The organism is Pseudomonas fluorescens (assembly GCF_902497895.1).
Lineage (GTDB): Bacteria > Pseudomonadota > Gammaproteobacteria > Pseudomonadales > Pseudomonadaceae > Aquipseudomonas > Aquipseudomonas fluorescens_BP.
In genome coordinates, this window is sequence record NZ_CABVHQ010000058.1 from 1 (window position 1) to 24,276 (window position 24,276).

Annotated in this window: 22 protein-coding genes; 16 read left to right on the plus strand and 6 right to left on the minus strand. The window is 60.0% G+C overall.

The genetic code is table 11. The annotated features are described in order from the left end of the window. The first annotated feature begins 223 nt into the window (after positions 1-223). From paaA to F8N21_RS23420, 12 genes are all read left to right on the plus strand, one after another. A complete protein-coding gene (gene paaA / locus F8N21_RS23365; protein ID WP_150644370.1) occupies positions 224-1,213 on the plus strand; it encodes a 1,2-phenylacetyl-CoA epoxidase subunit PaaA in 990 nt (329 codons plus the stop codon). A 154-nt stretch (positions 1,214-1,367) separates the two neighbouring features. Next, positions 1,368-1,649 carry a 1,2-phenylacetyl-CoA epoxidase subunit PaaB gene (gene paaB / locus F8N21_RS23370; protein WP_150644371.1) on the plus strand — a complete coding sequence of 94 codons (282 nt, stop codon included), beginning with the start codon at positions 1,368-1,370 and terminating at the stop codon, positions 1,647-1,649. An 8-nt stretch (positions 1,650-1,657) separates the two neighbouring features. Then, on the plus strand, positions 1,658-2,422 hold the full coding sequence (gene paaC / locus F8N21_RS23375) for a 1,2-phenylacetyl-CoA epoxidase subunit PaaC (RefSeq protein ID WP_150644372.1): 765 nt from the start codon (positions 1,658-1,660) through the stop codon (positions 2,420-2,422). Continuing rightward, positions 2,409-2,942 (plus strand): 1,2-phenylacetyl-CoA epoxidase subunit PaaD, encoded by a 534-nt coding sequence (paaD, locus tag F8N21_RS23380; RefSeq protein WP_150644373.1) that lies wholly within the window; start codon positions 2,409-2,411, stop codon positions 2,940-2,942. The genes paaC and paaD overlap by 14 nt, the downstream gene beginning before the upstream one ends. 33 nt (positions 2,943-2,975) lie before the next feature. Beyond that, positions 2,976-4,052 (plus strand): 1,2-phenylacetyl-CoA epoxidase subunit PaaE, encoded by a 1,077-nt coding sequence (paaE, locus tag F8N21_RS23385; RefSeq protein ID WP_150644374.1) that lies wholly within the window; start codon positions 2,976-2,978, stop codon positions 4,050-4,052. A gap of 222 nt (positions 4,053-4,274) precedes the next feature. Beyond that, complete coding sequence (locus tag F8N21_RS23390; protein WP_150644375.1) at positions 4,275-4,583, plus strand: DUF485 domain-containing protein; 309 nt, start codon at positions 4,275-4,277, stop codon at positions 4,581-4,583. Next, positions 4,580-6,223: a cation acetate symporter gene (locus F8N21_RS23395; protein ID WP_150644376.1), complete on the plus strand. Its 1,644-nt coding sequence runs from the start codon at positions 4,580-4,582 to the stop codon at positions 6,221-6,223. Before F8N21_RS23390 ends, F8N21_RS23395 begins: the two co-directional genes overlap by 4 nt. Before the next feature lie 34 nt (positions 6,224-6,257). Then, positions 6,258-7,511, plus strand: coding sequence for an OprD family porin (locus tag F8N21_RS23400; protein ID WP_150644377.1), 1,254 nt, complete (start codon positions 6,258-6,260; stop codon positions 7,509-7,511). A 59-nt stretch (positions 7,512-7,570) separates the two neighbouring features. Then, the gene (gene paaZ, locus F8N21_RS23405) at positions 7,571-9,625 is read left to right on the plus strand and encodes a phenylacetic acid degradation bifunctional protein PaaZ (RefSeq protein ID WP_150644378.1); all 2,055 of its coding nucleotides are present in this window, start codon (positions 7,571-7,573) and stop codon (positions 9,623-9,625) included. Between the two features lie 98 nt (positions 9,626-9,723). Continuing rightward, the gene (locus F8N21_RS23410) at positions 9,724-9,888 is read left to right on the plus strand and encodes a hypothetical protein (protein ID WP_191624390.1); all 165 of its coding nucleotides are present in this window, start codon (positions 9,724-9,726) and stop codon (positions 9,886-9,888) included. A gap of 149 nt (positions 9,889-10,037) precedes the next feature. Continuing rightward, positions 10,038-13,238, plus strand: coding sequence for a glycogen debranching N-terminal domain-containing protein (locus tag F8N21_RS23415; RefSeq protein WP_191624391.1), 3,201 nt, complete (start codon positions 10,038-10,040; stop codon positions 13,236-13,238). A 101-nt stretch (positions 13,239-13,339) separates the two neighbouring features. Next, entirely contained in the window at positions 13,340-13,588 is a 249-nt protein-coding gene (locus tag F8N21_RS23420) for a hypothetical protein (RefSeq protein ID WP_150644381.1), read from the plus strand. A 215-nt stretch (positions 13,589-13,803) separates the two neighbouring features. On the opposite strand, the gene F8N21_RS23425 is transcribed toward F8N21_RS23420, so the two are convergent. The 4 genes from F8N21_RS23425 to F8N21_RS23435 form a co-directional block, all read right to left on the minus strand. Beyond that, positions 13,804-14,067, minus strand: coding sequence for a hypothetical protein (locus F8N21_RS23425; RefSeq protein ID WP_150644382.1), 264 nt, complete (start codon positions 14,065-14,067; stop codon positions 13,804-13,806). 146 nt (positions 14,068-14,213) lie between these two features. Continuing rightward, positions 14,214-14,456 (minus strand): hypothetical protein, encoded by a 243-nt coding sequence (locus F8N21_RS23430; RefSeq protein ID WP_150644383.1) that lies wholly within the window; start codon positions 14,454-14,456, stop codon positions 14,214-14,216. Positions 14,457-14,987: 531 nt separating this feature from the next. Continuing rightward, positions 14,988-15,161 (minus strand): hypothetical protein, encoded by a 174-nt coding sequence (locus F8N21_RS30555; RefSeq protein ID WP_191624392.1) that lies wholly within the window; start codon positions 15,159-15,161, stop codon positions 14,988-14,990. Positions 15,162-15,328: 167 nt separating this feature from the next. Next, positions 15,329-15,943, minus strand: coding sequence for a YitT family protein (locus tag F8N21_RS23435; protein ID WP_150644384.1), 615 nt, complete (start codon positions 15,941-15,943; stop codon positions 15,329-15,331). Between the two features lie 528 nt (positions 15,944-16,471). Here F8N21_RS23435 and F8N21_RS23440 point away from each other — a divergent pair. The 4 genes from F8N21_RS23440 to F8N21_RS23455 all read left to right on the plus strand — a co-directional run bounded on the left by F8N21_RS23440 (position 16,472) and on the right by F8N21_RS23455 (position 22,033). After that, positions 16,472-16,861 carry a DUF2946 domain-containing protein gene (locus F8N21_RS23440; RefSeq protein ID WP_150644385.1) on the plus strand — a complete coding sequence of 130 codons (390 nt, stop codon included), beginning with the start codon at positions 16,472-16,474 and terminating at the stop codon, positions 16,859-16,861. A 305-nt stretch (positions 16,862-17,166) separates the two neighbouring features. After that, a complete protein-coding gene (locus F8N21_RS23445; protein WP_150644386.1) occupies positions 17,167-19,248 on the plus strand; it encodes a TonB-dependent receptor in 2,082 nt (693 codons plus the stop codon). A 244-nt stretch (positions 19,249-19,492) separates the two neighbouring features. Next, a complete protein-coding gene (locus F8N21_RS23450) occupies positions 19,493-19,867 on the plus strand; it encodes a DUF2946 domain-containing protein (RefSeq protein WP_150644387.1) in 375 nt (124 codons plus the stop codon). 129 nt (positions 19,868-19,996) lie between these two features. Then, positions 19,997-22,033 (plus strand): TonB-dependent receptor family protein, encoded by a 2,037-nt coding sequence (locus F8N21_RS23455; protein WP_150644388.1) that lies wholly within the window; start codon positions 19,997-19,999, stop codon positions 22,031-22,033. Positions 22,034-22,206: 173 nt separating this feature from the next. Here the strand turns inward: F8N21_RS23455 and F8N21_RS23460 are convergent, their stop codons facing one another. After that, positions 22,207-23,721 (minus strand): PepSY domain-containing protein, encoded by a 1,515-nt coding sequence (locus tag F8N21_RS23460; protein ID WP_150644389.1) that lies wholly within the window; start codon positions 23,719-23,721, stop codon positions 22,207-22,209. 139 nt (positions 23,722-23,860) lie between these two features. Further along, on the minus strand, positions 23,861-24,244 hold the full coding sequence (locus F8N21_RS23465) for a DUF2946 domain-containing protein (RefSeq protein WP_150644390.1): 384 nt from the start codon (positions 24,242-24,244) through the stop codon (positions 23,861-23,863). Positions 24,245-24,276: the final 32 nt, after the last annotated feature.

Consider the following 24,276-nt stretch of genomic DNA (forward strand, 5'->3'; position numbering starts at 1 on the left):
CACTCCGGCTCTTTTCCAAAGTGACCCGCCATAAGAGCGGAACCCTCAGCAGCCTTTACCGAAAAAACGGATATGCACACATAACCCTTGCCCGCAAAAACACCATTCATCCCAAAGCGATACAAAAACACATGCGACACGTTATTTTGTGTTTGATATTAATTTCTGTATCGCTTATAAAGTTCTCCATGCCTTCGAACAGATTCATGGCGGGAGATACCACATGTACGCACAGCTTGTAGAAACCGGAGTTAAGCGCATCAAGGACCTGTCGGAGATGTCCGAACAAGAGCGCACCTTCCAGGAAAAAATCGATTCAGAAATCAAGATCGAAGCCAAGAACTGGATGCCAGATGCCTATCGGCAAACCCTGATTCGGCAAATCTCCCAGCATGCCCACTCGGAAATCGTCGGCATGCTGCCCGAAGGCAACTGGGTCACCCGTGCGCCCTCGCTCAAACGCAAACTGCAACTGATGGCGAAGATCCAGGACGAAGCCGGTCATGGCCTGTATCTGTACAGCGCCATGGAAACCCTCGGTGCCGACCGCGATGAAGAAATCGCCAAGCTGCACAGCGGCAAAGCCAAGTACTCGAGCATCTTCAACTACCCGACGCTGAACTGGGCCGACATGGGCGCGGTGGGCTGGCTGGTGGATGGTGCGGCGATCGTCAACCAGGTGGTGCTGCAGCGCACCTCCTATGGCCCCTACTCCCGGGCCATGGTGCGGATCTGCAAGGAAGAGAGCTTCCACCAGCGCCAGGGCTACGAAATCCTCCTGACGATGATGCGGCATGGCAATCAGGCGCAAAAAGACATGGTCCAGGACGCGATCGACCGCCTCTGGTGGCCGGCGCTGATGATGTTCGGGCCAAGCGATGAACACTCGCCCAACAGCGCCCAATCCATGGCCTGGAAAATCAAGCGCCAGAGCAACGACGAACTGCGCCAGCGCTTCATCGACCAGACCATCCCGCAACTCGAACTGCTGGGCTGCACCTGCCCGGATCCGGAGCTGACGTGGAACGCCGAACGCGGCCACTACGACTTCGGCGAGATCCAGTGGAACGAATTCTACGAAGTGCTCAAGGGCAACGGCCCGTGCAACCAGGAACGTGTCGCCACTCGCCGCAAAGCCATTGAAGACGGCGCCTGGGTCCGCGAAGCCGCGGTCGCCCACGCCCGCAAAAAACCAAACAAGAACGCCGCCTGAATCGCACACCGGTAAACCCTGTAGGAGCTGCCGAAGGCTGCGATCTTTTGATTTTGATCTTCGGCGACCTGATGCCGCCAAAAGATCGCAGGCTACGCCAGCTCCTACAGGAGCCGCCCGCCAGCACTAAACGAACTGATGTGGAGTAAACATTATGTCCGACTGGACCCTCTTCGAAGTCTTCGTGCGCAGCAAGCACGGCCTCAACCACAAGCATGTCGGCAGCGTGCATGCCGCCGACACCGCCATGGCCATCGAGAACGCTCGCGAGCTCTACACCCGGCGCAGCGAAGGCGTGAGCCTGTGGGTGGTGCCGTCGGCACTGATCACCGCCTCTTCGCCGGATGAAAAAGACCCGCTGTTCGATCCGGCGCACGACAAGGTTTATCGCCACGCCAGCTTCTACGAGCTGCCGGCCGAAGTCGGGCACATGTGAGGTCGACCATGAATAATAATAAGACTGACCTGATCGAATACCTGCTGCGCCTGGGAGACAGCGCCCTGATCCAGGGCCAGCGCCTGTGCCAATGGTGCGGCCATGCCCCGGCATTGGAAGAAGAGCTGGCACTGATGAACGTCGGCCTCGACCTGGTGGGCCAGGCGCGCAACTGGCTGGACTACGCCGCCGAACTGCTGGAGGACGGCCGCGACGCCGACCACCTGGCGTTCCGCCGTGACGAGCGGGCCTATCGCAATCTGCTGCTGGTGGAACAACCGAACGGTGATTACGCGGTAACCATCCTCAAGCAATTTCTCTACGACGCCTGGCACCTGCAAGTGCTCAGCGGCCTGAGCCAGTCCAGCGACGAGCGTATCGCCGGGATCGCCGCCAAGGCAGTGAAAGAAGTGACCTATCACCTGCGCCGCTCCAGCGAGTGGGTCGAGCGCCTGGGCGACGGCACCGAGGAAAGCCACCAGCGCATGCTCGCGGCCATCCCCGAAGTCTGGCGCTTCACCCTCGAGCTGGTGACCGCCGATGACAGCGAACAGCGCCTGTGCGCCGCTGGCATCACCCCGGACGCCGCGCAAGTAGCGGCTGCCTGGCAAGCCAGGGTCAGCGATATTTTCGCCAGCGCCACCCTGCCCTTGCCCGCTACGCCGAGCTACTTCTACCTGAATGCCCGCAGTGGTTTGCACACTGAACACCTGGGCATTCTGCTGGCCGAAATGCAATCACTGCCACGAGCGTACCCCGATGCGACCTGGTGAGCTGATCGCCAGCGACCGGGGCGCACGGGCGGCTCAACCGACCGACCTGGCCGCCGCCTGGGCGACCTTGGCGCACGTCATGGACCCGGAAGTGCCGGTGGTCAGCGTGGTCGATCTGGGCATCGTTCGCGATCTCGATTGGCAAGCCGGGCATCTGCATGTGGTGGTCACCCCGACCTACTCCGGCTGCCCGGCTACCGAAGTGATCGAAAGCGATATCCGCGAGGCGCTGGAACTCGCCGGTTTCAAGGCGCCGCTGCTGGAGCGCAAATTGACCCCGGCCTGGACCACCGACTGGATCAGTGACATCGGCCGCGCGCGCCTGCGCGCCTACGGCATTGCCCCGCCCAACAGCAGTAGCAGCAAACGCAGCCTGCTCGGTGAAAGCACCAGCGTCGTCTGCCCGCAATGCGCCAGCGCGCACACCGAAGTGCTCAGCGAGTTTGGTTCCACCGCGTGCAAGGCGCTGTACCGCTGCCGCGACTGCCTGGAACCGTTCGACTATTTCAAGTGCATCTGAGCGGCCACCCGCCGACTTGGTTGGAGAACAATAATGAGCAAATTCCACAGCCTGACCATCAAGGATGTGCGCAGCGAAACCCGTGATGCGGTGTCCATCGCCTTCGAGATTCCGCAGCACCTGCAGGACAGTTTTCATTTCACCCAGGGCCAGCACCTGGTGATGCGCACCCAGCTGGATGGCGAAGAAGTCCGCCGCTCCTACTCGATCTGCACCGGGGTCAACGACGGTGAACTGCGCATCGCCATCAAGCGGGTGGCCGGCGGGCGTTTTTCGGCGTTTGCCAATGAACAATTGCAGGCCGGGCACAGCCTTGAAGTCATGCCGCCAGCCGGGCACTTTCATGTCGAACTCGACCCGGCCCGCCATGGCAATTACCTGGCGGTCGCCGCCGGCAGCGGCATCACGCCGATTCTGTCGATCATCAAGACCACCCTTGAAAACGAACCCCACAGCCGGGTCACGCTGCTGTATGGCAACCGTTCCAGCTCCGGTGCGCTGTTTCGCGAGCAGCTGGAAGACCTGAAAAATCGCTACCTGCAACGTTTGAATCTGATCTTTGTATTCAGCCGCGAGCTGCAGGATGTCGACCTGTACAACGGCCGGATCAACGCCGAGAAATGCGAACAACTGTTCTCCCGCTGGCTCGACGTCAAAGCCCTCGACGCGGCATTTATCTGCGGCCCGCAGGAGATGACCGAAACCGTGTGCGACAGCCTCAAAGCCAAAGGCATGCCGGCTGAACGCATCCATTTCGAACTGTTCGCCGTCGCCGGCAGCCCGCAAAAACGCCAGGCTCGCGAAGCGGCCCGGCAGGTGGATGCGGCGGTCAGCCAGATCACCGTGATCAGCGATGGCCGCGCCCTGGCCTTCGACCTGCCCCGCAACAGCTTGAGCATCCTCGATGCCGGCAACGCCCAGGGCGCCGAACTGCCCTACTCGTGCAAGGCCGGCGTCTGCTCGACCTGCAAATGCAAGGTCATCGAAGGCGAAGTTGAAATGGACAGCAACCACGCCCTGGAAGACTACGAAGTGGCCGCCGGCTATGTGCTGTCGTGCCAGGCGTTTCCGGTGAGCGACAAGGTGGTGCTGGATTTTGATCAGCTTTGAACCCACTCGTAACGCGATCCGTCGCAGCTGGCGAAGCCTGCGTTCGGCCGCGCAGCGGTCGTGAAATCAGGCGATGCGGTGCTTGAGAAGGACCGCGCACACAGGTTTTACGACCGCTGCGCGGCCGGACGCAGCCTCCGGCAGCTGCTACGGGAATGTGCGGAGCCAGAAATTCCTTCACCCGTTTCACCCCACAACAAAAACAACAAAAGCGAGCGCCCCATGACTCCACAAGACATAGAGCACATCAGCCAACACCCGGACTTCATCCAGTTGGTCCGCCGTAAACAGAACCTGTACTGGTCACTGAGCCTGGCCATGCTGGTGATCTACTACGGCTTCGTATTGCTGGTGGCATTTTCTCCCGGCACCCTCGGCCAGTCCCTCAGTGGTGGAGTGACCACGGTGGGCATGCTGGTGGGTGTGGTGATCGTTCTCCTCGCCTTCGCCCTGACCGGTTTCTATGTCTATCGCGCCAATAACGTGATCGATCCGCTCAACGAAAAACTCAAGCTGGAGTGCGCACAATGAAGCGGCTTCTGGCGTTGTTCCTGCCTCTGGCATTTACCGCTGACTTCGCGTTCGCCGCCGACGGTGCTTCCCGCCCGTTGAACTGGACCGCGATCAGCATGTTCCTGGTGTTCGTGCTGTTTACCCTGGGGATTACGCGCTGGGCTTCGTTGCGCACCCGTTCCGCCAGTGATTTCTACACTGCTGGCGGTGGCATGACCGGCTTCCAGAACGGCCTGGCGATTGCCGGCGACATGATTTCCGCGGCGTCCTTCCTCGGCATCTCGGCCATGATGTTCCTCAATGGCTACGACGGTTTGCTCTACGCCCTGGGCGTATTGGCCGGCTGGCCAATTATTCTGTTCCTGATCGCCGAGCGCCTGCGCAACCTGGGCAAATACACCTTCGCCGACGTGGTCTCCTATCGCCTTGAACAAACCCCGGTGCGCCTGACCTCGGCCTTCGGCACCTTGACCGTGGCGCTGATGTACCTGGTGGCGCAGATGGTCGGTGCCGGCAAGCTGATCGAGTTGCTGTTCGGCATCGACTATCTCTACGCGGTGATGCTGGTCGGCGTGCTGATGGTGTTCTACGTGACCTTCGGCGGCATGCTCGCAACCACCTGGGTGCAGATCATCAAGGCAGTAATGCTGCTGTTCGGCACCACCTTCATGGCCTTTATGGTGCTCAAGCATTTCGGTTTCAGCACTGAAGCGATGTTCGCCGGCGCCAGCGCCGTGCATGCCAAGGGCAACGCGATCATGGCACCGGGTGGTTTGCTGTCGAACCCGATCGACGCGATCTCTCTCGGGCTCGGCATGATGTTCGGTACTGCCGGTCTGCCGCACATCCTGATGCGCTTTTTCACTGTCAGCAACGCCAAGGAAGCCCGCAAAAGCGTGTTCTACGCCACCGGCTTTATCGGCTACTTCTACTTGCTGCTGATCATTGTCGGCTTCGGCGCGATTGTCATGGTCGGCACCGATCCGGCATTCCGCGATGCCAACGGCGCGATCATCGGTGGCGGCAACATGATCGCCGTGCACCTGGCCCAGGCGGTCGGCGGCAACCTGTTCCTCGGCTTCATCTCGGCCGTGGCCTTCGCCACCATTCTCGCGGTGGTCGCCGGGTTGGCGCTGTCCGGTGCCTCGGCGGTGTCCCACGACCTGTATGCCTGTGTGATGCGCAAGGGTCAGGCCACCGAGAAGCAGGAAATCCGCGTATCGCGAATTGCCACGCTGTGCATCGGGGTGCTGGCGATCATTCTCGGCCTGCTGTTCGAGTCGCAGAACATTGCTTTCCTCTCCGGCCTGGTGCTGGCCATCGCCGCCTCGGTGAATTTCCCGGTGCTGTTCCTCTCAATGTACTGGAAAGGCCTGACCACCCGTGGCGCGGTCACCGGCAGCCTGGCCGGGCTGGGTTCGGCGATCGTGTTGCTGATCCTGAGTCCGGCAGTGTGGGTCAACGTGCTGCATCACGACAAAGCACTGTTCCCCTACTCCAACCCGGCGCTGTTCTCCATGAGCCTGGCCTTCTTCAGCGCCTGGGTGTTTTCCGTCACCGATACCTCGCCCCGTGCAGCACTGGAGCGCGGCCGGTACCTGGCGCAGTTCATCCGTTCGATGACCGGGATTGGTGCCTCCGGCGCCAGCAAACACTAAGCAATGCTCGATCTGATGTCAGGGAATAAAAACAATGAACCCCGCTCGTATCGCACCACACAAATCGCTGTTGTCGTTAATGGCGCTGTTGAGTCTGCCGATGGTCGCGCCCAGCGCCATGGCCGACTTCATCAGCGACAGCAAGGCGCGGATTGAAATGCGCAACCACTACCTGAACCGCGACTTCCGTCAGGACAACGCCGCGCAATCCAAGGCTGAAGAATGGGCTCAGGGCTTCACCGCGCGCATCGAATCCGGCTACACCGACGGTATGTTCGGCTTGGGTCTCGATGCCTTGGGCGAACTGGGTCTGAAGCTTGATTCCAGCCCCGACCGTCGCGGCACCGGCCTGTTGCCTTATGGACCGCAAAGCCATGAGCCAGCTGACGAGTACAGTGAACTGGGGCTGACCGGCAAGCTGCGGGTCTCGAAAAGCGTTATGAAGCTCGGCACCCTGCAACCGCTGCTGCCGGTGGTGGTCTACAACGACACCCGCCTGCTCGGCTCGACCTTTCAGGGTGGCTTGCTGACCAGCCAGGAAATCAGCGGCCTGACCGTGAATGCCGGGCGCCTGACCAAGGCCAATCTGCGGGATTCCTCCAGCCGTGACGATATCGGCTACGGCGCCGCCAGCAGTGATGGCTTCGACTTTGCTGGCGGCAGCTACGCCTTCAGCCCGCAGCTGAGCCTGAGTTACTACTACGGCGAGCTCGAGCAGGTCTATCGCCAGCAGTTCGCCGGTCTGGTGCACACCCAGCCCCTGGGCGCGGGTTTCAGCCTGCGCAGCGACCTGCGTTACTTCGACAGCCGTGGCGACGGCGCCGAGCGCGCCGGACGGATCGACAACCGCAACCTCAACGGCATGTTCACCCTGGCCCACGGCGCCCACAAAGTCAGCGCCAGCTACCAGCAACTGTCCGGCGACAGCGCTTTTCCGTTCCTCAACGGCGGCGACCCGTACGTGGTCAACCTGGTCACTTTCAACACCTACACCCGCGCCGACGAAGACTCCTGGCAACTGCGTTACGACTACGACTTCGTCGCCCTGGGCGTGCCCGGCCTGACGTTCATGACCCGCTACACCGATGGACGTCACGTCAAGGCCGCCAATGTCGACAACGGCACCGAGTGGGAACGCGACACCGATATCACCTACGTGATCCAGAGCGGTGCCTTCAAGGACGTCAGCCTTCGCTGGCGCAACGTGACGTTCCGCTCTGGCAATGGCTTGACGACCGCCGTCGATGAAAACCGACTGATCCTCGGTTACACCCTGGCGCTTTGGTAATCCCTGATCGGCGCGGATTTCACCGCGCCGGCACACTTCATAACCCGGAGGAAATCGTGATGTCTCACGCCCCTACCCTGCAAAGTTTCATCGCCGGTCGCTGGATCGGTCAACACGGTGCCCAGATGCTGCGCAGCGCCATCGACGGTCACGAGATTTTCCGCACCCACGAAGAACGCCCGGACTTCGCCGAAGCCATCGAGCACGGCCGCCGCCAGGGGGTCAGCGGGCTGATGGCGCTGGACTTCCAGCAACGGGCCCAACGGCTCAAGGCCTTGGCCCTGTACCTGAGCGAACGCAAGGAACAGCTCTACGCGATCTCCCACCACAGCGGCGCCACCCGCGCCGACAGCTGGATCGATATCGAAGGCGGCAACAGCACGCTGTTCACTTACGCCAGCCTCGGCTCCCGGGAACTGCCGTCGGGCAACATCGTCCACGAAGGCCCGGCGATGTCCCTGAGCAAGCTCGGCGGTTTTGCCGGCACGCACATTCTGGTGCCCCGTGGCGGCCTGGCGGTGCACATCAACGCCTTCAACTTCCCGATCTGGGGCATGCTGGAAAAGTTCGCCCCGAGCTTCCTCGCCGGCATGCCGTGCATCGTCAAACCGGCCAGCGCCACCAGCTACCTGACTGAAGCCGTAGTGCGCCTGATGGACCAGTCCGGACTGCTCCCGGCCGGCAGCCTGCAATTGATCATTGGCGGCACTGGTGATTTGCTCGATCGCCTGCAGGGCCAGGACGTGGTGACCTTCACCGGCTCGGCCGACACCGCGGCGAAACTGCGGGTCAACCCGAACCTGATCCGCAATTCGGTGCCGTTCAACGCCGAAGCCGACTCGCTGAACTGCGCGATCCTCGCCCCGGACGTCAGCCCGGACGACGAAGAGTTCGAGCTGTTCATCAAGGAAGTCGCCCGCGAGATGACCACCAAGGCCGGGCAGAAATGCACCGCCATCCGCCGCGCCATCGTTCCGGCCAAACACATTGACGCGGTGGCGGCCCGTCTGCGCGAGCGCCTGGCGAAAGTCGTGGTCGGCGACCCGTCGGTGGAAGGCGTGCGCATGGGCCCGCTGGCCTCTCACGATCAGCAGACAGACGTCGCTGAACGTCTGGAAAGCCTGTTGCAAAGCAGCGATCTATTATTCGGGGCCCGTGACGGCTTCGAGCCGCGCGGTGCAAACGTCAGCCAGGGCGCATTCTTTGCGCCGACCCTGTTGCGGGCCCGCGATCCACACGCCGAAGGTGGCGCCCACGATATCGAAGCCTTCGGTCCGGTCAGCACCCTGATGGCCTACGACGACCTCGATGAAGCCCTGGCTCTGGCCGCTCGCGGCAAGGGCAGCCTGGTGGCGAGCTTGATTACCAAGGATCCGCAGATCGCTGCCAAGGCCATCCCGGTGGCCGCCGCCTGGCACGGGCGCTTGTTGGTGCTCGACCGCGAATCCGCCGCCGAATCCACCGGCCACGGCTCGCCACTGCCGCAACTCAAACACGGCGGCCCGGGTCGGGCCGGCGGTGGCGAGGAACTCGGCGGCCTGCGCGCTGTGAAACACTACCTGCAACGCGCAGCGGTCCAGGGTTCACCGACCATGCTCGCGGCGGTGACCGGTGAATACGTGCGCGGCGCCAAGGTGATTGAAACCGAAGTCCACCCGTTCCGCCGGTTCTTCCAGGACCTGCAGATCGGCGAATCGCTGCTGACTCATCGGCGCACCGTAACCGAGGCCGATCTGGTGAATTTCGGCTGTCTGTCCGGCGATCACTTCTACATGCACTTCGACGACATCGCGGCCAAGGAATCGCAATTCGGCAGACGCATCGCCCACGGTTACTTCGTACTGTCGGCGGCAGCCGGCCTGTTCGTCTCCCCGGCGCCCGGCCCGGTGCTGGCCAACTATGGCCTCGACACCCTGCGCTTCATCAACCCGGTGGGCATCGGCGACACCATCCAGGCCCGCCTGACCTGCAAACGCAAGATCGATCAGGGCAAGAAAAGCCCGCAAGGTATCCCGCAAGGCGTGGTGGCCTGGGACGTGGAAGTCACCAATCAGCTGGGTGAGCTGGTGGCCAGTTATGACATTTTGACCCTGGTGGTGAAACGCGAGGAGTAACCCGACCCGGATTCCCCCGGTGTACAGGGTCGGCGAGCTGGGTAGGAGCTGGGTAGGAGCTGTCGAGTGAAACGAGGCTGCGATCTTTCCAGGTCCACTTGAGTCCCAAGATCAAGATCAAGATCAAGAGCAAGATCAAGATCAAGATCAAGATCAAGATCAAGATCAAGATCAAGATCAAGATCAAGATCAAGATCAAGATCAAAAGATCGCAGCCTGCGGCAGCTCCTACAGGGGTCGCAACGGCCTTGAAAAATCTTTAACGTCCGCTGGGTTCACGGCATGGAACTGTCGTGAAAAACCTTACGTCAATATTGATATCCGCAGATTTGCTCAAGCAAAAAGGCAAATTCGACGACGAAATAAGGCACTGGCGTTTTATTTCCTATCGTCGATCATGGAGGTCATGTCGATGAAGATCGCTCAAATTGCGCCGCTGACCGAACGCTGCCCGCCCTCCCTCTATGGGGGCACCGAACGGATTGTCTCTTACCTGACCGAAGAGCTGGTGCGACAGGGACACGATGTCACGCTCTTCGCCAGCGGCGATTCGCAGACCCAGGCCCGGCTGGTATCAGGATCACCGAAAGCCTTGCGGTTGGACCCGACGATCAAGGACTCCTCCCCCTATCATATTTTGATGCTGGATGAGGTCATCAGGCAGGCAGATCAATTCGATGTGATGCATTTTCATAGTGATATCTACCATTTCCCACTGGTACGCCATCTGGCAAAACACACGATTACCACGCTTCACGGGCGTCTGGATGTTCCGGATTATCAAGCCTTTTATAGTCACTTCCCGCATGTTCCCCTGGTTTCGGTCTCCCATGCGCAACGCGCGCCCTTGCCCGACAACGTCAACTGGGTCGCCAATATTTATCATGGTCTTCCCAATGACCTGCTGGCCTTCAACGCTGAACCGCAGGGTGATTACCTGGCTTTTCTTGGGCGAATATCCCCGGAAAAACGCCCGGATCGGGCGATCGAGATTGCGTTGCGGGCCAATCTTGCGCTGAAAATAGCGGCCAAGATCGACAAGGCGGATCAGACCTATTGGGATGAAGTGATCGCGCCGCTGATCGCATCCCACCGCACTATCGAATTTCTCGGCGAAATCGATGAGCAACAAAAAGCCGATTTGCTGGGTAACGCCCGCGCCCTGATTTTCCCCATTGACTGGCCAGAACCGTTCGGTCTGGTGATGATCGAGGCGATGGCCTGTGGCACACCAGTCATTGCATTTTGCCAGGGGTCGGTGCCTGAAGTGATCGACGAGGGGGTCTCGGGGTATATCGTTGATAACGTGGCCGACGCCGTAACGGCGATAAAACGTCTGGGTGAGCTTGACCGCGCCAAGGTCAGGGCCACGTTCGAAAAACGATTCACGGTCGAGCAAATGGCTGGAAATTATCTGGACCTGTATCGCCAGCTTGCCGTCAGCCATGGTAACGGTCAAAAAACCACGGCGTTTGAGATACCGGCCTCCGCCTCATTGCAGGAACTGCGTCCGCGGACCCTCAAACACAACGATACCTTCGGGGTATTCGACCCCAGCGGTGATGTCCTCGCCACAGGCAATAGCCCGCAGGGAATCTTTCACAGAGATACACGGCATCTCTCGGGGCTCTATCTGACGCTAAATGGGGTGCGCCCGCTGCTGCTCAGTTCCACGTTACGGGATGACAACACCATACTGACCTGCGATTTGACCAACCCGGACCTGTTCGATCCTCAAGGCCAGAGGGTTCTGCACCATGATTTGATCCACCTGCGTCGCTCACGATTTTTGTGGGACGGATCATGCTGCGAGCGACTGACCCTGCGCAATTTTGCCGATTCCATCCAGCATCTCCAACTGAGGATCCAGTTTGCCGCCGATTTCAAGGACCTGTTCGAAGTACGCGGCGCTCGCCGCGAGCGTCGGGGGGAGATGCACCTCGCCGAGATCGCGAGCCAACACATCGAGCTGTCATATACCGGTCTGGACCACAAACGACGGTCCACCAGGCTGCGCTTTGATCCCGCTCCTGCCAGCCTGCGCTGCGATCAAGCCCTATTCGACATTGAACTGGCGCCCGGTGAAAGCCAGTCCTTGTTCATGGAAGTCAATTGCGGAGTTCAAGCCCCACCGTTTTCAGTGCGCCATGCTTTTTTCAGCTTGCTGCGCGAGGCCCGGCGTGAGTTGCGTACGTTTTCCTCACGCGCCGTGTCGATCGTGACCTCCCATGAGGTGTTCAACGAAGCGATGCGCCGGAGCATCTCCGACCTTTACATGCTCATGACCAAAACGCCGCAAGGGCTTTATCCTTACGCCGGCATTCCCTGGTACAGCACGGTCTTCGGGCGCGATGCCTTGATCACGGCGTGGGAGATGCTCTGGTTCGATCCTGGGATTGCCCGGGGTGTGCTGGGTCATCTGGCTGCCAATCAAGCGACGATGCTGGAGCCGTCCGCCGATGCCGAGCCGGGCAAGATCCTGCATGAAGTGAGACTGGGTGAAATGGCCGAGCTGGGTGAAATTCCGTTCCGGCGCTATTACGGCAGTATTGATTCCACTCCCCTGTTCGTGATGCTGGCCGGTGCCTATCTGGAGCGTACCGATGACCTGGCGACCATCGTTCAACTGTGGCCAAACCTTGACGCCGCCCTGGCCTGGATCGACGAGTACGGCGATCGGGACGGTGATGGATTCATCGAATACGGACGACAGTCGAGCGAAGGTTTGATCAATCAGGGTTGGAAGGATAGCTATGACTCGATTTTCCACGCCGATGGTCGATTGGCCGTGGGACCGATCGCGGTCGCTGAAGTGCAGGCCTACGTTTACGGCGCCTGGAACGGCGCGGCGTATATCGCCCAACGGCTCGGCGATTATGGACGCGCGCAGATCCTCAAGGAAAAGGCCGTGCGTTTGCGCGAACAGTTCGACCGGCAATTTTTCGACGAGGAATTGGGTACCTATGTGCTGGCCCTCGATGGCAACAAAGTCCCCTGTCGGATACGAACCTCGAATGCCGGCCACGCGCTTTTCAGTGGCATTGCTTATCCGGAACGCGCCCCTTCGGTGGTGGCAGCCTTGATGGACCGCTCATCCTTTTCAGGATGGGGGGTGCGCACGGTGGCCTCCTCGCAGGCCCGCTTCAACCCCATGAGTTATCACAATGGCTCCGTCTGGCCCCATGACAACGCGCTGATAGCCGCAGGCTTTGCCCGCTACGGATTCCGCCGAGAGGCCGGGCAAATCCTCGAAGGCATGTTCGCCGCGTCCACCTACATCGATCTTCGCCGTCTCCCCGAGCTGTTTTGCGGATTCTCCAGGCAACGCAGCCAGGGGCCGACGTTTTATCCGGTGGCCTGTGCACCCCAGGCATGGGCGGCAGCGGCCCCCTTGTCGATGATTCAGTCATGCCTTGGCCTGACCTTCAACCCCGCAGAGCTGCAAGTGATGTTCGATGAGCCCGTGCTTCCGGCATTCCTGGACACAATAATCCTGCAGCGCCTGGAGGTTGGTGGCAGTTGCGTGGAGTTGGCGCTTCGACGTTCAGGTGCAAATGTCATGATCGATGTTCTCGACCGTCGCGGCCCGGTACGGGTTATCAGCACCAACTGACTCCTGCCAGCAATCCTTTCGATTTGTTTTGAATAGGTTCTGGCTCAACAATAGAACTGAAGCGCAACCGAGAAATCAATCACATTGAAGCGAGGCAAGTCATGAGCAATAAAGAACTTGAGAAAGAAATCCTCACGCGCTTATTGCACGCGCACCCTCACGGCCTTGGCAAGGAAGTTCTTGATAATTTTCGCGGAGAAAAGGTGGTTGCCGGAGCACTCAAGCTGTTGCAGGACAAGGGCTTGATCCAGGGTGGAAGCGTGTCCATCGAAGGTCATGAACCCTCGGTAACCTATCCGATTAAATTGACTGCCTCAGGTGTAGACGCTGCAAAAGAATGCGAATCCTGAAAAGCTGAAAACCCTCCTTGGTGGCCGGGCTTGATGCTGTGAGGAAGCCCGGCTCCGTGCCGGGCATGCTCACCCAGACTAATCGTTGTCCTGCAGTACCCGGCACGCACCCATCATCATTGGGATTGCCCAGATCTTCGAGGGGCTGAGAAGTGGTGGCGGGTCTGGATTGCGGTTTGAAATCGTTACTCATAAGAACCTCCTGCCCAGACAGTTCAATCCGGATCAATCAGCAGGTCGGCGTCATCCGGCCCTAAGGTCGGCTCCGGATCCTGCAGGCTGTTGGGGCCGTGGGCTTCGTGCTGCTCTTTCAGGCGCTGGCGGGCACGCTCCGAGTCAAAGGTCTTTCCTTCAGCCAGATTGATCAGGGTTGATGAAATTCGAAAGAAGCCACCGCAGGGTTCGCAATAGAAGCGCATTCCACCGCCGAACGAAAGATCCTCCCGAGCGCCATTATTTCCGCATACCGGACAACTCATATCCCACCTCCTTTTCCGGACGTCCGAACTCGTCAGAAGTGGTCATTGCGGCGTGCCTAGTCAAGGCGAAAACCATCTTCGGCTCAAAACGAATGCAGGCGCGCCAATTGACCTCATTTTATTGGGCCATGGCGACTGGCGCGATGTCAGGAATTGATCATCATTTTCCTGATCCGCATCCAGTCCTGATTGGCCTCTTGGTATTTTTCATCGGCTTTCTTCTTGGCTTCAGAAAACCTCCTCCATGTATCCGGTTCGATGTATTCATTACCAAGAATCTTGTAGGCCTCGGCATCCAGTTGATCAGCCTCAAAGAAAAGACGGTTGTTCCTGGCAATCTCCTCATCCCGGCATGCGTTGCCGGTCCTCGCAGAATGTATGGTTTTCATAAGCGTGCCTTCGTTCTGGCCCGGTCGACTTCCGTCGACAACTGCATGTTTCAGCAACGAGCAGCAGATTTCACTGCTCCTGATCTTTAGACCCGCAACGAAGCTGCGAGTACCCGCTGCAGCAAACTCAAACCTAGATCAAATTGTTCGAAGTTGAATAACCCGTGAGTAAGCAGCGCATATGGGGATCGAAACGGATGGGGGCTATCTGAAAAACTGCGGACGATGCATTCATTTGGAGGCTGACTTGCTGAACAAGAAATACTTCAGCAACGTCGGCTTCTACAACGCGGTCTACTACGGCGACCCGCGGAACGTCATGTTCAGCCCACGTTATGACTTCTGATAGTTGAACCCCTGACTGCCCGGCACTGATCCCGAGCCAGTTGACTGTCAGACCGCAATCGCGAGCAAGCCCGCTCCCACAGTTGATCTTCAGCGGACGCGAAATTTGTGTACGACTGCGGCCTGGTGTGGGAGCGAGCTTGCTCGCGATGAGGGCAGTACATTCAAATCAGCGACCTGTTTCAGCTACTGAATCAACAGGCAAGCCACTATGCCCGCCCACAGCAGGCCGGCCATTGACCAACGGCTGCTCAACCCTGAGGGTGCCTCGCCCAGGGCAACCGGGCGATCGGGGTTGGCAAGCTGTGCCGCGAAGCGTTCCGTATATTGCTCAAGGTTGCTGCCGTTGACATCAAACATAAGAGTCGTCCCGTCAGTTGCTGATGGTAATCAATCTTATGTAATCCATTAATCATGCCAATGATTAACTGGTTATTTATCAAGGTATTGAAATTATCAGGGTCATTTAAACCCTGAATAACGGGTTAATTAAACCCTTACGAAAGGGTTGCAAGTACCATTATTGGCTAGGCCGTGTAGCGGTTAGGCCGATGATTCATTGCAATGATCAGGTTCAACACCACCGCACCCGCTATCGAGACGATGAGCGCTTGCACACTCACCACGTACAGCGAAGCCAGCATGACCACAACGTCGACGGCCATTTGCAGTTTGCCGGCGCGTATGCCGAGTCGGTCCTGCAGGTAGAGCGCGAGGATGTTGACCCCTCCCAGGCTCGCCTTGTGCCTGAACAGCACAATGAAGCCCAATCCCATGATCAGGTTGCCGAACAGCACGGCATAGATTGGCTGGAGCTGATCGATATGGATAAATCGCAAATGCAGGTCAGTGAACAGCGAAACCAGTGCGACGGCACAAAAGGTCTTGAGGGTGAACGCCCAACCCATGCGCCGGATGGCGAGGTAATAGAACGGCAGATTGATCAGGAAGAACGCCGTACCGAATGAAACATTCGAGGCGTAATGGATCAGGAAAGCCACCCCTGCAGTACCCCCGGTGAGCGCACCGGCCTGGCGTAGCAGCATGATGCCGAACGAGACCATCAACGTACCCACGAGCACGGCCAAAACATCTTCCAGCAGGGTGTGTTGCACGCGGACAACTGGAGTGACTTCAACCATAGAGAATGCTCAATCGCCGGAAATTTCGAGGCTGGATTGGGGGCCATCAGCGCAAGACTATAGATGAGTGCTGATGGAACGTTAGACCTTGTTTAATCCATTAATCATGCCAACCGCTAACTGGCTATTTTTCAAAGAGCTGGAATTTATCGGGTCATTTAAACCCCATCACCTGCGGTGAATGAAACCCTGGCAGGGTAATAACTACCATGGCACGGCCAAATGTCGGTCAGATAAGGATTTTGAGACGAACATTGCACCCCTGTGGCGAGGGAGCTTGCTCCCGCTGGGGCGCGCAGCGGCCCTAAAACCTGCAAACCAGTTCTGCCAGGCACACCTCATATGCAGGTTTTACGACTGCTGCGCAGCCGAGCGGGAGCAAGCTCCCTCGCCACAGGGGTTCTGTGTTCGGCTGGCATTGTGGCATGGCCAGCGCACCACTCGATGCGGCTATATAGCGCACCCGGAAACTTTTACATCCGCCGCAGACTGCTGCTAAATGGACGTCTTCTTGCTCTGAGCCCGCCCATGGCCTCGTTGAAACGCATCAGCCCCTGGATCGCCTGCCTGGCCATGTTGCTCAACATGCTGGCCATGCCGCTGAGCCGCGCCATGCAGGCGCCGGATGCGCAGCTGTTGCTCTGGGGCGGGTTCTGTTCGGCGAGCAACTCACAAGCGCTGCCTGCGTCCCTTGGCAAACTGCTCGACAAGTTGACACCGGCCCCTTCGAAAACCGCCATGCAACACAGTGATTGCTGCTGCGGACATACCGGCCTGGCGGCGTTGCCGTCGAATTACTATCGGCATTTTCTACCGCAATACACCCCCGATATCGCCCTCAACAACCCTGAGCTGCCGGCACTGCCCCACAGGGTTCGCTGGCCCAGCCTGACCCCGCGCGCTTCCCCCCTGGCCTGACCGCAAAACCCTGGCCCTGTCCGGCGAGGCTCGATTGCCTGGCCTTGGGCCACAGAAATCTATGGTCGGACGATCACCTGTGGCGAGGGGGCTTGTCGGACCGCCGCACCGCCCCGCTCGGCTGCGCAGCAGTCGTAAAACCTGCGAATGCGGCGTGCCTGACACAACCGGATTGCAGATTTTAGGGCCGCTGCGCGCCCCAGCGGGACAAGCCCCCTCGCCACAGGTGTGATGTTCGCCCCCGGCCTCCCGTCGTGGCCGTTCAATCGCCATTGAAATCTCTTGGTCTTCAGGAAGTGTGCGTCATGCCTGCTCCATCTGCTTTGCCCCGCGCAACGCCTTTGTCTGTGTCCCGTTCCATCTGCTCCCTTCTGACCTGCGGCCTGTTCGCCCTGACCCCGCTGTCAGCGGCGCTGGCCGAAGCCGGCAAAATCGAAGACTCAATCCTGACCCTCGGCACCGTGAATGTGCAGGGCAACACCAGCGGCCCCCTGAGCACCAGCAGTGTGCTCAGCTCGGTGGATATTCTGGGTGGCGACATCCTCGAGAAAATGCCGGTCGACTACAGCTGGGAACTGTTCAGTCGCGCCCCGGGAGTGATGCTCACCGAGTTCAACCAGGGCACTACTTCCGGCAAGATCTCCTTTCGCGGCTTCAACGGCGAAGGTGAGGTGAACGCCGTCAAGTTGCTGATCGACGGCATTCCGAGCAACAGCAACGACGGCAACATGCCGTTCATGGACATGATCTTCCCCCTCGAACTCGACAGCATCGAGGTGGTGCGCGGCACCAGCGATCCGCGTTACGGACTGCACAACATCGCCGGCAACGTCAACATGCTGACCCGTACCGGCGGCGACTACAGCAAGGCGCGAATCCGTTACGGCAGCTTCAATACCCGGGAAACCCAACTCGCCAAAGGCATTGAAAGCAGCAACTGGACCCAGAACTATTTCCTGGCCTATCAGAAATCCGCTGGCTATCGCGACCACGCCGAGGCCGACCGCTACTCGATGTCCGGCAAATGGTTCTACACCCCCGACGATGACAGCTACCGCATCGGTCTGATCGCCCGCCACTACGAAGCCGAGGCCGAGGAGCCCGGGTACCTCACCCGAGACGACGCCCACCTGCACCCGACCATGAGCAATTCATATAACGCCACGGACCAAGGCACGCGGCGCATGAATCAGCTCAGCCTGCATTTCGACACCGACCTGGCCGACACCCTGGCCTGGTCGGCGAAGAGCTACGTCAACACCTTCGATGACCGGCGCTGGACCCAGTACTGGCGCACCAGCTCCCAACAGGAACGCGATGCCTACGAAACCCAGTACGGCGCCCTCACCTCTCTGACCTGGCGCCCGGTGGTCAGCGGGCTGTATGACTTTGCCCTGGAGGGCGGCGCGGACGTGCAAAGGCAGCAGAACAAAAGCGAGCGCTACAAAACAACCAATCGCCTGCGCCAGGCGCAAACCCGCGATCAGCAATTCGACTTCGACACCTACGGCGCTTACGTACAGGCCGAGATCAAACCCTTCGAGTCGTTGAAGATTGTCCCGGCCTATCGGGTCGACAAGATCCAGGGTGATTTCACCAATGAAATGACCGGCATGGACTACAACATCAACGACTACGGGCTGATCAAGCAACCCAAGCTCAGCGTGGTCTATTCGCCTTGGGAGGTGGCCAGCCTCTATGCCAACTGGGGACGCACCTTCCAGGTCGGCACCGGTGCGGCGGCCTACAAAATCCCGCCGCGGGACACCGATCTGGCGCCGTCGATCAATGAAGGCTGGGAAACCGGGGTCAAGTTCACCCCCGCCGACTGGATCGATGGCCGGGTCGCCTATTGGCAGCAGGAAGCCACTGGAGAAGTCAGCCGCCGGCTCAACGATCCCGGCGGCGAGTCGGATAACGTCGGCGAAACCCGACGTTGGGGTTATGACCTGCAGATGAACCTGCACCCCGACGAGCGCACCGAGATCTGGATGGCCTACTCCTGGCAGTACTCGAAGATCCTCCAACCCAGCTCAAGCCTACCCAACAGCAAAGGCCAGGAAATCGACCACATCCCCCATCACCTGTACAACGCCGGGGTCAGCTACCAGGCCACCCCTGCCCTGCAATTGACGGCCTGGATGAACGGCCAGACCGACTACTATCTGGAGCGAGAAAACAGCAAAGGCCGCTACGGCGGTTACGTGCTGATGAACCTCGGTGCCACCTATCAGGTGAGCGAGTCGGTGAACGTCGATCTACAGCTGAAAAACCTCACCAACCGCTACCATGAATACGTCTGGTACGACCCGGAAGGTGCCGGTGCTTCCCTGCACTCGCCGGGCGATGGGCGTGCGCTTTATACCGGTGTGACCCTGGATTTCTGATGAGGATTGGCTGCGGGGACTGGCGTTATTGGGCTCTTGTAGGAGCTGCCGCAGGCTGCGATCTTTTGATCTTGCATTTGCGGCGCCCCCGAAAGATCGCAGCCTATCGGCAGCTCCTACGCCGATCGAGTACATCCGCAATGCCGGGTATATAGACCCTCCCCATGTAGGAGCAGCCCCTGCGGCAATCGGCCACTTGCATCAACTGTTCCCCGGAAGAAATTCGGTGCTAGAGTCGCGACCCATGAAACTCGCCCGCCATGACCGCTCACTGACTGCATGGGTACTGTACGCCAGCATCCTGTTCAGTCTGTTCGCCTGCGGGATTCATCATGGGCAAATGAGCGGTTCGGAGCTCAATGGTAGCGGCGGGCTCTTTTGCTCGGTCGACAACCACTCCGCAGCTGGACTGGACCGCGACTCCGGCGACTCGAAAAGCCCAAGCCTGATGCCCTCCCTGGGTTGTCCACTGTGCAGCGCATTCACTTTAAGCATTGCCCTGCTGTTTTGCCTCAGCTGGCTGATGCGGCCCACGGGCACAACATTCGCGTATCGAGAACAACGCGGCAGCACCTCGCCTCGCTTCACCTGGCCCCCCGCCAACCCCCGCGCTCCGTAAAGCCGCTCGCCGCACCCACATCCGCACCTTCCTGCGGACACCTGAGTGCGTCTGTCTGAAAGGCAGCCCGGTCTGAAAAGACTGTCTGCCAATTCGAACGCCAAAAAAATAAAATATGAGGAGCGCACCATGCGCCATATCCCGCTGCTGAGCCTGGCCTTGAGCCTGGGCCTGATTCCTTTCGCACAAGCCGAACACCTTGAACTCGAAGAAACCCTGATCAAGAGCGAATACCGCAAGGACCCGACCGCCCGCACTATTTCCGAGACTCGCGCAGATTTCTCGCACATTCCCGGCGCGGCCGCCGTCATCGATGCCGAGACCTACAAGACCGGGCGCAGTAGCACCTTGCAGGATGCCCTGGGCCTGGCCACCGGTGTACTCATCCAGCCACGTTTCGGCGCTGAGGAAGCGCGCCTGTCGATCCGTGGCTCGGGCTTGCAGCGCACTTTCCACGGACGTGGCCTGCTGCTGATGCAGGACGGTGCTCCCGTCAACCTGGCCGATGGCAGTTTCGACTTCCAGACCATCGAGCCACTGGCCGCCGACCATATCGAGGTGCTGCGTGGCGCCAATGCCTGGCGCTATGGTGCCGCCAACCTCGGGGGCGCGATCAACTTCGTCACGCCCACCGGCAAGACCGCGCCGCCGGCAGACCTGCGCTATGAGGGTGGCAGCTTTGGCTATCAGCGCAAATACGCTGCATTCGCTCAGGACTTCGGGGACTGGGATGGCTTCCTGAGCGTTTCCGATTCCAGTCAGGACGGCTACCGTGACCATTCCAGGCAGAATAACCAGCGCTATTTCGCTAACCTGGGCGGTCGCATCGGCGAACGCCTGGCGACGCGCTTCTACCTGACCCATGTCGAAACCGACTCAGAGTTACCCGGCAGCCTGACCAAGGCGCAGATGCGCAGCGACCCCCGGCAAGCGTCCGCGGGCGCCATCAGCAATGATCAGAAGCGCGACTTCACCCTGAATCGAATCGGCAACATCAGTACCTTGCAGCTGGACGATGGCCACAGCCTGGAGCTGTCCACGTACTACAGCGAAAAGTCGTTATCCCACCCGATTTTCCAGGCACTGGATATTAATAGTGAGGACTATGGCGCACGTCTGGCGCACAAGTGGCAGAACGAGCAAGGCTGGCGTTCCACCGTAGGCGTGGAAGCCAGCCAGGGACGCAATTGGGACTCGCGCTACGTCAACCTTGCCGGGCACCAAGGGCGCAAGGTCAACGAGCTGCACCAGACCGCGCGCAACCTCAACGCCTTTGGCGAACTGGAGATCCCGGTGGCCGAACGCTGGGCGTTGATCGGCGGTGTCGCCTGGCTGCATCAGCAGCGCGACGTCGACGACCGTCTCAAGTGCAGCTCATTCGTCTCGGCGTTCTGCCTGCCCCAGGATGAATCGTTCAACCAGACCTACCAGGGCCATATCGGCCGCATCGGCATTCGTCATGACCTGGCCGAAGGGCTGCAGGTGTTCGCCAGCCTGAGCCAGAGTCTCGAGCCACCCACCTTCTCCGAACTCACTGGCGGCCAGGTAGTGACCAAGAACAAAGAACAGAAAGCCAATACCCTGGAAGCCGGTCTGCGCTGGACCCGGGAAAACCTCGATCTGGACCTGGCGGTGTACCGCAGCGAGATCCGCGACGAACTGCTCTCGCTCAATGACAACAATGGCCAGCCGCTGGGAACGGTGAATGCCGACCACACGATTCACCAAGGCGTCGAGTTGGGCGGTTCGCTGACCTTCGATCAGTTCGTGCTGCGCGGCCAGTACCTGCTCAACGATTTCCGCTTCGATGACGACAAAGTCTACGGCGATAACCGCCTGGCAGGCGCCCCCCGGCAATTCATCAAGGGCGAAGCCCTCTGGCAGCACGCAGGCTGGTACGCGGGGCCAACCTTCGAGTGGGTACCCAACCACTACAATGTCGATCAGGCTGCAACCCTGTATGCCGATGGCTATGCGCTTTGGGGTCTGAAAGGTGGCTACCGACCAGCCGAAGGCTTCGGCTTCTTTGTTGAAGGCCGCAACCTCTCCGACAAGAACTACGCCGCCACAACCGGGGTGATCGCCGACGCGAGGGGCCAGGACAGCGCACAGTTCCTGCCCGGCGATGGCCGCAGCCTGTTCGTCGGGCTGGAATGGCGGATGTAAAACTGCCAAGAAATACGGCTTAGGGCTGTTCCGTAGCAGCTGCCGAGCCTGCGAGGCTGCGTTCGAGGACGAAGTCCTCGCGAAGCCTGCGTCCGCGGTTTGCCTGAAAGAAGCCGTTGCCTGATTTAACGACCGCTGCGCGGCCGAACGCAGCCTCGCAGGCTCGGCAGCTGCTACGATCCCCGTGATGACGCCGTCAAGGGCGCTACCGCTTTGCTGCGCAGCGACCGCCGGATGCGTCTCCAGCCCAGCACCACGCCGGTCAGGCTGATCAGCAAACCGCCTGCGCTGAGCAGGATCATCCAGGCATCCCATAACGGGCGACTGGCCAACAGCGGCAGCCAGTCCCAGCTGTGCAACAAGGAGAACAACCAGCGCGATGCACGCCGTGGCTGGTCGAGCTGGCCGACAATGGCGCCGGTATAGAGGTCCAGATGCAGCCAGGTCTGAGCGGGGTCGTCGAGGCGCACCCGCAGCATAGGCAGGCGTTTTTCCAGGTGGCCGAGCATGCTTTGCTCGTCACGTGCGTAGTAATAAAAATCGTAGGCTTGCAGACGCTCCACGGCCATCTGCCCTTGTGGCAGGACGGCCCGGGCCGCTTGCTCGAGGACGCTTTGGCTGAACTGGGTACTGACCTGCCCGTCACTCATGGACAGCACGCGCGTGCGCCCTGCCCCGTCATAGGCAATCAGGTAACCCTTGCCCGCGATCAACCGCCACTCCAGTTCCCGAGCCTTGAGGCCGTCTCGCTCGAAGCGCTGCAGCGCGTCGCCGGCCGCAATGGGAAAGGCCTCGGCGCCGAGGGCAGCGCCTTGATAGGCCGTCACCGATAATGGCTGAGCGCTGCTGAACAACTTCCAGGGGTTCATCGACATCAGCCCGCTGAAGATCCAGGTAATGGCCAGCACACCGAATAACAGACCGCCCAGGTGATGCCAGCGGGCGAAGCCCTTGTAGGGCGAGCGCGAGCCACTTCGATAAGGCCGCTGAAACCGCCAGCGCAGCACGCCGACCGTCAGGCCGAACGCGGTCATCAGCGTCGCCGCCAGTGACAGGTAAATCACAATCTGGGTCCACACACCGTCCAGGCCGATGCCACGCAACGGGTACAACCAGTGCAGCCAGGTACCAACCCAGTTCCAGGCGCGCTCCCGGGCAGTGGCGTCACGCACCACTTCACCGGTCTGGCCGGAGACATACAGCAAGCGCTGCTCGGCGTCCGCCAGTTCGACCCGCTGCAACGGCCGGTCGGCATCCAGTGCCCGGGACAGGCTCCAGACATCCTCCTGCACCGGGCCACGTCCCTGCACCGCTACCGACGGATCGAATTGCCGAGCGCCAGCCAGGGCCTGTGCCTGGGAGATCGCCGGCACCCGCACGCCGGTACGGGCATCGACCGCGACATTGGCCTGGCCCGGATAACTCAACAGGTAGCGAGGCTCGCCGGCCACCATACTCAGGCGGATACTCTGCGCCTCCTTGCCGGGCCCGCCGGCCTGCAGCACCTGGGTCAGGCTCACGCAGCAATGGTCCAGTTGCAGATCCGGCAAATGCGCCAGGTGCTCGCGGGGCGTGAGCTTGGGGTAGCCGACATACATCATCACCACGCCGGACATGAACCACAGCGCCATGAACAGGCCGATGAAAATGCCTAGCCAGCGGTGCCAGAGATAGAGATAACGTTTCATAACAGTGCATTCCTGGGTTGACCGGATCGGCTAACCGACCCATGGCCTGCATCCACCCGCCATCGCATCAGCGATAAAAGGCAAAAACCGACGACAAAAACAAGCAGCAGCCGGCTATCAAAGCCGTCCGCTGCAGGCGTCAACTCTGAGGGGAAGCGCGAGGGTTGGCCGATGGCCAGGAATATCGGGGAGGCGCCTTGCAGCGCAGTTCGCGGCTGGGGTGCGGCTTTTGTCCGATCCGCAGCAGCCAGGCCAGGCAAAACAGCAACGCGATGCTCAAGGCCACCGAGGAACACACGGGACAGGCAAACAGGCTGGCCCAACTGCTGGCCGACGGGTCACTGGAATCCGTGTCCAGCGTTGGCCCCTTGTGGCCCAGCGCCGAGCAGAACTGACCACCGACGCCATTAAGTTCAAGGCCCATCATCTGCCCATGCCCCAAACCGCAGGCAAACACATTGAACAGGACGCAGAAATACAAGGTCCAGGCAATCAGCGAGCGATTCGAGGCGGTCTGTTGCATGGCGGCCACTTTAACACCGAAGAGTGCGGGGT

Bases quoted from the DNA above. Each gene is read 5' to 3' on its own strand.
- F8N21_RS23450 (WP_150644387.1), top strand. From the start codon at position 19,493: ATGAAACTCGCCCGCCATGACCGCTCACTGACTGCATGGGTACTGTAC.
- F8N21_RS23400 (WP_150644377.1), top strand. From the start codon at position 6,258: ATGAACCCCGCTCGTATCGCACCACACAAATCGCTGTTGTCGTTAATG.
- paaE (WP_150644374.1), top strand. From the start codon at position 2,976: ATGAGCAAATTCCACAGCCTGACCATCAAGGATGTGCGCAGCGAAACC.
- F8N21_RS23415 (WP_191624391.1), top strand. From the start codon at position 10,038: ATGAAGATCGCTCAAATTGCGCCGCTGACCGAACGCTGCCCGCCCTCC.
- paaD (WP_150644373.1), top strand. From the start codon at position 2,409: ATGCGACCTGGTGAGCTGATCGCCAGCGACCGGGGCGCACGGGCGGCT.
- F8N21_RS23465 (WP_150644390.1), bottom strand. From the start codon at position 24,244: ATGCAACAGACCGCCTCGAATCGCTCGCTGATTGCCTGGACCTTGTAT.
- paaC (WP_150644372.1), top strand. From the start codon at position 1,658: ATGAATAATAATAAGACTGACCTGATCGAATACCTGCTGCGCCTGGGA.
- F8N21_RS23430 (WP_150644383.1), bottom strand. From the start codon at position 14,456: ATGAAAACCATACATTCTGCGAGGACCGGCAACGCATGCCGGGATGAG.
- paaZ (WP_150644378.1), top strand. From the start codon at position 7,571: ATGTCTCACGCCCCTACCCTGCAAAGTTTCATCGCCGGTCGCTGGATC.
- F8N21_RS23460 (WP_150644389.1), bottom strand. From the start codon at position 23,721: ATGAAACGTTATCTCTATCTCTGGCACCGCTGGCTAGGCATTTTCATC.
- F8N21_RS23455 (WP_150644388.1), top strand. From the start codon at position 19,997: ATGCGCCATATCCCGCTGCTGAGCCTGGCCTTGAGCCTGGGCCTGATT.
- F8N21_RS23390 (WP_150644375.1), top strand. From the start codon at position 4,275: ATGACTCCACAAGACATAGAGCACATCAGCCAACACCCGGACTTCATC.
- paaB (WP_150644371.1), top strand. From the start codon at position 1,368: ATGTCCGACTGGACCCTCTTCGAAGTCTTCGTGCGCAGCAAGCACGGC.
- F8N21_RS23445 (WP_150644386.1), top strand. From the start codon at position 17,167: ATGCCTGCTCCATCTGCTTTGCCCCGCGCAACGCCTTTGTCTGTGTCC.
- F8N21_RS23420 (WP_150644381.1), top strand. From the start codon at position 13,340: ATGAGCAATAAAGAACTTGAGAAAGAAATCCTCACGCGCTTATTGCAC.
- F8N21_RS23395 (WP_150644376.1), top strand. From the start codon at position 4,580: ATGAAGCGGCTTCTGGCGTTGTTCCTGCCTCTGGCATTTACCGCTGAC.
- F8N21_RS23435 (WP_150644384.1), bottom strand. From the start codon at position 15,943: ATGGTTGAAGTCACTCCAGTTGTCCGCGTGCAACACACCCTGCTGGAA.
- F8N21_RS23425 (WP_150644382.1), bottom strand. From the start codon at position 14,067: ATGAGTTGTCCGGTATGCGGAAATAATGGCGCTCGGGAGGATCTTTCG.
- F8N21_RS23440 (WP_150644385.1), top strand. From the start codon at position 16,472: ATGGCCTCGTTGAAACGCATCAGCCCCTGGATCGCCTGCCTGGCCATG.
- F8N21_RS30555 (WP_191624392.1), bottom strand. From the start codon at position 15,161: ATGTTTGATGTCAACGGCAGCAACCTTGAGCAATATACGGAACGCTTC.
- paaA (WP_150644370.1), top strand. From the start codon at position 224: ATGTACGCACAGCTTGTAGAAACCGGAGTTAAGCGCATCAAGGACCTG.